The sequence below is a fragment of the uncultured Chryseobacterium sp. genome, assembly GCF_913776365.1.
Taxonomy (GTDB): Bacteria; Bacteroidota; Bacteroidia; order Flavobacteriales; family Weeksellaceae; genus Chryseobacterium.
In genome coordinates, this window is record NZ_CAJYMO010000302.1 from 1 (window position 1) to 8281 (window position 8281).

An 8281-nucleotide genomic window follows, 5' to 3' on the forward strand; every position below is an offset into this window, starting at 1 on the left:
TTTTCAAACTGGCCGGTCCACCCTAAGGAATATCCATCCGGGATTTCGATGTTGGATACGGCCTTCTGGGCATCGGCAATGGTGCTTCCGAGATCACGGTCGCGGATGGAAAATTTCACTCCGATATACCGTTTGATATCATCCCGGTAAATGAAGGCCGCCCCGTTGTCCTTCTCAATCGTGCTGATTTCTTTCAGCGGGATTTTGGCACCGTCCTGGGTAGGAACCATCAGGGCGGCAATATCGTTTTCGTCCTTCCGGTATTCCTGGGCATAGCGGAGGCGGATGGGGAACTTCCTTTCACCGTCGAACATTTCGGAAGCGGTTTTCCCGCCGAATGCCATTTCCAGTACCGACTGGGCATCGTCCGGCATTACTCCGTAAGCGGCCATCTTATCCCGGTCGAGCACCACGCTCACTTCCGGCTGTCCTATATTCTTGATGATCCCGGGATCTTTTACGCCCTGCACATTTTTAATCTGCTTCAGCACATCTTCCGCCAGCCTGTCCAGCGTCTGCAGGTTGTCGCCATAGATTTTGATGCCGTTTTCCGCCTTGAACCCGGCGACCGCTTCCGCTACGTTATCGGAAATCGGCTGGGAATAATTGAAAGTGATCCCCTGGTAATTCCTCAGTTTTGTGTCGATCTCCTCAATAAGCTCTTCATAAGTAATGCTGCGCTTCCAGTCTTCTTTGGGTTTAAGGTTAACGGCAAACTGTACGAATCCGAAACCGTTCGGGTCGGTGCCGTCGTTGCTCCTTCCGGTCTGGGCCAGCACATCCGTTACTTCCGGGAAGCTCATGATGTCTTTTTTCAGGAGATCGGCTGTTTTCAGGGATTCCTTTAGTGAGGAACTCATCGGCATTTCGGCAGTAATCCAGAGCGAACCTTCATTCAGCTGCGGCAGGAATTCGGTTCCGAGGAATTTCCCTGAAAATAAAGTGGCTGCCATGAAGGACAGGGCCACAATGAGGCTCAGTTTTTTATGTTTAAAAGTATAGTTGAAGCCCCGCAGCACGCTACGGTCCCAGAAATTCACGAACGGGTTGTTCTTCTCCTTTACGTTTTTGTTCAGCAGGAGGTGGGAAAGCACGGGAACCAGAGTCAGGGTAAAGATCAGGGCCCCTATCAGGGCAAATCCTAATGTAAAGGCCAGCGGCGAGAACATTTTCCCTTCGACTTTTTGAAAGGAAAAGATCGGGATCAGCGAAGTGATGATGATGAGTTTCGAGAAGAAGATGGCTTTTCCCAATCCGGTTCCGGTCTGTTTGATCCAGCCCGCTTTGGCCATTTTATTGAATTTTTTGTCCCCGTATTTGTGGGCTTTGTGATCCAGCATCACGAAGAGCCCTTCCACCATGACGACGGCTCCATCGATGATAATCCCGAAATCCACTGCTCCCAGCGACAATAGATTGGCACTCATGCCTGCCATTTTCAGGCATAAAAAAGCAAAAAGCAAGGACAGCGGAATAATGATGGAAACGATCAGCGTGGTTCTCCAGTCGGCCATAAAGATCAGCACGATGACGGTGACCAGCACAATGCCTTCGATCAGGTTGTGCATAACGGTATGGGTGGTGAAATCCATCAGGTTGTCCCGGTCGTAGAACGTTACCATCTTCACGTCTTTCGGAAGGATCTTTTCATTGAGTTCTTTAATCTTCGCTTTTACCCCTACCAGCACTTCCCGCGGATTTTCGCCTTTCCGCATTACCACGATGCCCTCCACGGTATCTTCCTGGCCGTTCAGCCCGGCCTGCCCTACCCTTGGCATGGAGCCTTCATGGACCTCCGCTACATTTTTCACCAGCACCGGATTGCCGCTGTCATTCTGAATGGTAATGTTCCCGATATCGGCTACCGATTTTACGAGTCCGATTCCGCGGACCACATAGGCCTGCCCGTTTTTCTCGATTACATCGCCGCCTACATTCAGGTTGCTTTTCGTAACGGCGTCGTATACCTGAAGCGGAGTCAGGTTGTACTTATCCAGGGCTCTCGGATCAATGCTCAGCTCGAATACTTTGTCCTGGCCTCCGAAAACATTGATGTCGGCTACTCCGGGCACGCCTCTCAATGCACGGTCGATTACCCAGTTCTGCAGGGTAAGCAGCTCTCTTGAATCTTTGATCCGGCTCTGTAAAGTATACCGGAAGATCTCACCGGTAGGTCCGTAGGGTGGCTGCACTTCAGGGTCTACCTCATCAGGAAGGCTAACGGTTCTTAATTGGTTGTTGACCTGATTTCTGGCAAAAGTATCATCCACCCCGTCGTCAAAAAGAATTTTCACAATGGAAAGCCCGAACATGGTCGTGCTCCGCACACTGGTTTTCTTCTGAACCGGACTCATGGCCAACTCTATGGGCGTGGTGACAAAACGCTCTACTTCTTCCGCGCTTCGCCCGTTCCATTGGGTAATGATAACAATCTGGGTATTGGTAACATCCGGGAACGCTTCAATAGGCATATTCCTGAAGCTGATGAAGCCCGCGACTGCCAGTACGGCAACCCAGATAAAAGTAAAGGCTTTGTTTTTCAGCGAAAAAGCAATTATATTTTTAATGAATTTATTCATAATGGATTTTTTTTACCTGGAAAAGTCCTTGAATGTGTAATAAACGCAAAAGGCACAAAAACTTCTCTGACAAACTCTATGTTTTTACGTTTGCAGGGTGTTGTATTCAGCAAAAAAACTGAATCTGAATTATTAAAATCATGTGAAGACCATCCACTCTTCAGCGGAATGATGTGTAATGGCACCTTGGTTCAGTTTATCAGCTGTTCAGTGAGCGGTAAATCAGCAACTGGTTGTTGGTCACGACCTGCTCACCCTCCGACAGCCCTTCCGAAACATAAGTAACATCCCCCACCTGCTTCAGCACCTTGATTTCCTTCACTTTTACATCGGTCCTGGATTTATAGATGACCACAAAACTCCTGTTGTCATCGAAGATCACTGCTTTTGACGGTATGGTAAGGCCTGTGGTATTCTCAGAGGTGGAAACTTTGATGGTGGCTTTGCTTTCCGGGATCAGGAGGCCGTTCTGGTTGTCAAGCACCACCCTTGCCTGCATGGCATTGGTCTGGGGATCGATGATTTTGAAAATCTTGTCGATTTTTCCGTCGAATACCTTATCCGGGTAGGAAAGTGTGGAAACCTGCGCCTTCATGCCGAGGCTGATCTTGTCAATATCCGACTCGTTCACGTTCATGATAGCCCAGACATTGGTGGTATTGGCCACATCAAAAATATTATCGCTGCGGTCACTCCGGAGCTGCATGTCTTTGTTGATATTCTTCTGGACAATATAGCCGCTGATGGGAGCTACCACGCTGTAGATATTCCCTTTTTTCACATTGTACACCGTGCTTACCGCACCGGCCCTCTGCATCTGGTCCTGAGCTTTCTGCAGCTGGCTTTTCGCTTCCAGCACATCACGTTCGGTATTCAGCTTGCCTTCATACATTTCATTAGCTACCCGAAGATTATTCCGGGCTACCACCAGATCGGTTTTGGCATCGCTGACGTCTTTCTGTACCTCTGCGAGTTCCGTGCTCCTGATGGTGGCCAGCACCTGCCCTTTCTGTACATGGTCTCCCAGTTCCACATTTACGCTCAGCACATTTCCCCCTACCAATGGATACACATCGATATAGCTGTTTTTATCGGCCGAAATTTTCCCGTAGAAATTATAGTCGTCCCGGATGTGGCTCCGCTCCACCTTCGCCAGGCTGATCGATTTCAGCATGGTGTTGCTGAGCTCGAATCCTTTTTTCGCCTGCGGTTTGGCCTCCGCTTCCTTCCTGGAGCAGGCGGTAAGAAGCAGGGCGATCATGACAGGAATAATATATTTTTTCATGTTTAATAAAAGATTTTGGTTTGTACAAGTTGGTTAAGTTGTTCTACGGATTGCATAAGGCTGTTTTTCATGTCGTAAATCTGAAGGGCGGTTTCGCGGTAGCTGTCCATGAAATCCGCGAATTCGATCAGGCTGATATTGCCTTTGCGGAAATTGTTCAGCATTCCGTTGTAGACGAGGTCCATATTGTTCAGGTCATGGGTGCTGATCTGCGACAGCTGGTCATATTGCGCTTTCCAGGTTCTGTAAGCAGCCTGTACATTGGTTTCAAGGGTAAGCTTACGGAAATCCGTATTTTTCCGGTTTTGCTGAACGGCAAGATTGGCCCTGTCCACATTCCCCCTGTTGGATTTCCACAGCGGCAGCGGGATCCCCACCAGCAGGTTGACTTCGTTCTTAAAAGTTCCGCCGTTCTGGTCCCAGCCGGCTCCGAGGTTCAGGTCCGGGACGTTCAGTGATTTCTGCCATTGTGCATACAGCCTGCTGTTGTCTATCAGCTGTACATTATAAAGATAGTCTGCATTGTTTTCCAAGGCTTTTTTCTGCAGTTCCGTTTCATCACCAAACGGCTGGGCGGCAAGCATGTCTTTGGCTTCCGCATCCGAAAGCTGCGGATCAATGTCTTCTGCAATGCCCGTAAGAACTTTGAGATCCTGTTCGTAATCAAAAATATTCTTATTGATTCCCGTTTTGTCGTTGTTGAGCTGGATGACGATGCTCTGCAGCCGCACTTCGTCTTTCAGCGATACGTTTCCTTTGGCCGACTGTACCCTGTAAGCTGCCAGCAGGTCATTCATATAGCCGAGCTGGCGGTTGGTGTTTTCAAGTTTCAGCCGCTCGTAATACAGATTGTAGTACGCCGTACGGAGCTGGGTCCTCAGGTCTGCCAGCAGCTGGGAAAACTGCAGCCTGGCCAGTTCTTTATTGGATTTTGCAAAAGCAATCTCGTTTTTCTTTTTACCGCCCATGTAGATCAGCTGGGTGACCTGTGCCCCCTTGGCATGGCCGGCATCAAAAACTTTACGGTCCTGCGGATTATAAGCATTGATCTGACCGCTCAGTTGGGGAAGTTCCCAGATTCTGGCCTGCAGGATATCGGCATCGGCTATGTTTATGTTGTATTGTTCCGCAAGCAGCTGCAGGTTATTTCTTTGAAAAGATTCTTCGCAATCTGTCAGTGACATCCGTTGCTGCGCCATCATAACAGTGGAAATAACGACAAAAAGCCCTGCAATTTTGTTCATTGTTTTCGTTTTATGATGCAAAAATGCTTTTACGGTATTAAAATGCTCTTAAAGAATCCTTAAAAAAATATTAAAATTGATAATGGTCCGGATAAAAGAAGCTAATCTCCAGTATATTGATAATCCATTGAATTGATCAGAGCAAAATAGGTAACATAACGCAGATCTTATGATATTATATTCAATTTATTTTCAATAATTTAAATTGCTTACAGCATTCATTAGCTCGGTAAGCGCAGGTCAGTTTCCTGTTCTTTCTGTTTCACTGAGTACAAAGTATATAACCCGTCATTTTGTATGGTTCACATGCATAGGACATCAGGCAGGTCATCAAATTATACGGCCAGCAGCCATCGGAACCATGAAAAACCGGTCTGCTGTCCTTAACCGGAATGCCGGAAGCCAAAAGCCAGAAGCCAGAAGCCAGAAGCCAGCAGCCAGCAGCTATCAGCTATTTATTGAACACCACGCTGAACTTGTTCACCATCGCTTCAGTAGACGTATAAATGATTTTGGCACCATGGTATTCCAGGATGCGTTTTACTATTCTCAGCCCCAGGCCTGAGCCGGAAATATTCTGTGAATTTTTCCCGCGCTGGAAAGCTTCAAACAGCCGGGACTGTTCTTCTGCAGGAATGGTATTGCCATGGGAGATAACGTCTACCGTAACATGCTCGCCTGTTTCCGTAATCAGCACATCCACTTCCATATTATCCGAGTAGACCGCTGCATTTTTGAAGAGGTTGATAAACACGATATCCAGCAAAGACTGTATGCCTTTGATGGTCAGCAGTCCGTTGTCAGACGTTTCCTCGGCAATCAGGAAATCCATTTTCAGGTTCGGGTAACTTTTCTCCACGGCTTCAAAGGATTCGAAAATCACTTCATCGATCCGGACTTCCTCGTAGATGCTCTGGATGTTTTCTTTATCGAATTTCGTCAGCAGGATCAGGGAGTTGGTAAGGTCCGAAAGCTGGTAGACATCCCGGCGGATCTGCCGCAGGGAATTCAGGGTTTCCGGGGCATGTTCCCCGAACTTGATCAGGTTTTCCAGCTGGAAGGCCATCCGGGTAATCGGTGTCCGGATTTCATGGGAGGCACTTGCGGTAAAATCTTTCTGTGACTGGAAGACATCATCCAGCCTGCCGATCATGGTATTAAAGGAGTTGGCCAGTACGTCGATCTCATCATTGGAATTCCGTACCGGGATCTGTTTGGTAAGCTTATGGGCCGTAATTTCCGAGATTTCCTGGTTCAGGTCTTCCAGCGGCTTCAGGAACTGTCCCATGAAATAATAGCTGAAGAAGCCGATCAGCAGCGTACTCATGACGTAGGCCGTAATCAGCAGGTACTTCAGATAGGCCAGCTTGGATTTTCCGTTGGTATCGAAAGCACTGGTGAGGATATAGTAGTTTTCCCCGTTGATGGTACGCAGGGCGGCGTAAATTTCCGGGACCGTTTTCTCGGAATAAATGACTTTCTTTTCATCCAGCTCCTTCAGCAGGGCATTGTTCCAGGTGACATTGCGGTCTTTGATGGTGCTGTAGATGAGTTCTTTTTTGCTGTTGAAGATCAGGATGGTCTCATTCAGCATGATGTTGTCTGAATTTTCATTGAAAAACACCGGTGCCTCTTCTTCAAAATCTTTGGACTTGGCGATGAAGTGGGAAGTAAACTCCAGTCTTTGCCGGAACCTTTCCTTGAATTCCTCCCGCCTGAAATCATTGAACGACATATAGATCACCACCATCACGATGCCGAAAAGTAGTGAAAAGGCAATACTCAGGTTGAGGGCAATCTTCCTTTTTAAAGACATAGGCGTGGGTTTTCTATAACGGGCTCAGGTAGTATCCGAAGCCGGACCGCGTGTGGATCAGCTTCACTTTAAAATCCTTGTCTACCTTTTTCCTCAGGAAATTGATGTACACTTCCACGGTATTGGTATTGGTGTTGAAGTTGTGCTCCCAGACGTGCTCGGTAATCTGCTGTTTGGAGACCGTTCTTCCCTGTGCTTCGGCCAGATAGACCAGCAGCTGGAATTCTTTCAGGGTAAGGCCGATTTCGTTTCCACCGCGGTAGACTTTCTGCTCGCTTTTATTGATGATGAGGTCATCCACCCTGATGATTTCGTGGTCGGTATTTTCGGAGGGCGCTTTCCTCCTCATCAGGGAATTCATCCTCAGCAGCAGCTCTTCGAACTGGAAGGGTTTCACCAGATAATCATCGGCCAGCCTGGTAAAGGCGTCTTTCTTATCCGAAAGGTCCCCGTAGGCCGAGATAATGATGATCGGTGTATTTTTATCGAAAGAGCGGACGGTCTGGCAGACATCCAGCCCGTTGATCTTGGGAACATTGATGTCCAGCAGGTAAAGGTCGTAGCTGTTGTCTTTAATCTGGCGGAGGAAAGTTTCGCCGTCATAGATTTTATCACAGGTAAAATGGTTCGATTCCAAAAACTTGCAGAGTTCCGCCGACAGGATCAGGTCGTCCTCCAATAACAGGATGTTCATCAAAAAATATTTTATACGAATGTACCAAAATTTTTCAGGATGGTGAAGGAAGTTAAAGAAGAGGGGAATACTTTAATTTAATTTTAATTTTCAGCCCGTACCTATAATAGCAGATAAAAGCTTCATGCGTATTCAAACCTATAAGGTTTTTGAAACCTTATAGGTTTAGCCTGCCGTCTGCCATACACATCCTGATGCTGATCACAAGATACAGAAAGGCCGGCTGCAAAAAAGGAAACTGCCGCCCCTAGCCCGGATCCTAGCGGTTACCCCACAGCGGGGTGGGAAGGTTGGCGTGCAGAGGGGTATAGCGGCGGAGCGGATGGACTGCCCAGGCGCGAGGAGTATGAGCGGAGAGCCGGAAACAGCTCCCGGAAATAATGGACGGTAAGTGATGGGTGATGATTCTCTTTTTCTACCGGGTGCAAAACCTGTTCCTGTGTATGGTCCCGCGGATGGTAGATGCAGCAGTTTCTTTACCGTGGAGAATAGCTGTGCCCCTTCATTACGCCAGTACCATACAGCGGGGCTGTACGAAAACGCTGTAAACAAAAAAAACATGCTGAGGAATCAACATGTTTTAAAAAATGGAGCCAACTACGGGACTTGAACCCGTGACCTCTTCCTTACCAAGGAAGCACTCTACCGCTGAGCTAAGTCGGC

5 protein-coding genes and 1 tRNA gene are annotated in these 8281 nt (G+C 47.8%); all 6 read right to left on the reverse strand.

Translation table 11 applies throughout. The features are described from left to right. The coding region (locus QZ735_RS15595; protein ID WP_294250235.1) for a CusA/CzcA family heavy metal efflux RND transporter at positions 1-2579 on the reverse strand (2579 nt) is incomplete at its 3' end. Between the two features lie 199 nt (positions 2580-2778). Next, the gene (locus QZ735_RS15600) at positions 2779-3864 is read right to left on the reverse strand and encodes an efflux RND transporter periplasmic adaptor subunit (RefSeq protein WP_294250237.1); all 1086 of its coding nucleotides are present in this window, start codon (positions 3862-3864) and stop codon (positions 2779-2781) included. A 2-nt stretch (positions 3865-3866) separates the two neighbouring features. After that, a complete protein-coding gene (locus tag QZ735_RS15605) occupies positions 3867-5108 on the reverse strand; it encodes a TolC family protein (protein ID WP_294250238.1) in 1242 nt (413 codons plus the stop codon). Between the two features lie 451 nt (positions 5109-5559). Beyond that, positions 5560-6924 (reverse strand): ATP-binding protein, encoded by a 1365-nt coding sequence (locus QZ735_RS15610; protein ID WP_294250239.1) that lies wholly within the window; start codon positions 6922-6924, stop codon positions 5560-5562. A gap of 13 nt (positions 6925-6937) precedes the next feature. Then, positions 6938-7618 (reverse strand): response regulator transcription factor, encoded by a 681-nt coding sequence (locus QZ735_RS15615; RefSeq protein WP_294250242.1) that lies wholly within the window; start codon positions 7616-7618, stop codon positions 6938-6940. A 588-nt stretch (positions 7619-8206) separates the two neighbouring features. Then, positions 8207-8281, reverse strand: a tRNA-Thr gene (locus tag QZ735_RS15620).

Excerpts from the sequence above, each read along its gene's own strand:
- QZ735_RS15600 (WP_294250237.1), bottom strand. The coding sequence starts at position 3,864 with ATGAAAAAATATATTATTCCTGTCATGATCGCCCTGCTTCTTACCGCC.
- QZ735_RS15615 (WP_294250242.1), bottom strand. The coding sequence starts at position 7,618 with ATGAACATCCTGTTATTGGAGGACGACCTGATCCTGTCGGCGGAACTC.
- QZ735_RS15610 (WP_294250239.1), bottom strand. The coding sequence starts at position 6,924 with ATGTCTTTAAAAAGGAAGATTGCCCTCAACCTGAGTATTGCCTTTTCA.
- QZ735_RS15605 (WP_294250238.1), bottom strand. The coding sequence starts at position 5,108 with ATGAACAAAATTGCAGGGCTTTTTGTCGTTATTTCCACTGTTATGATG.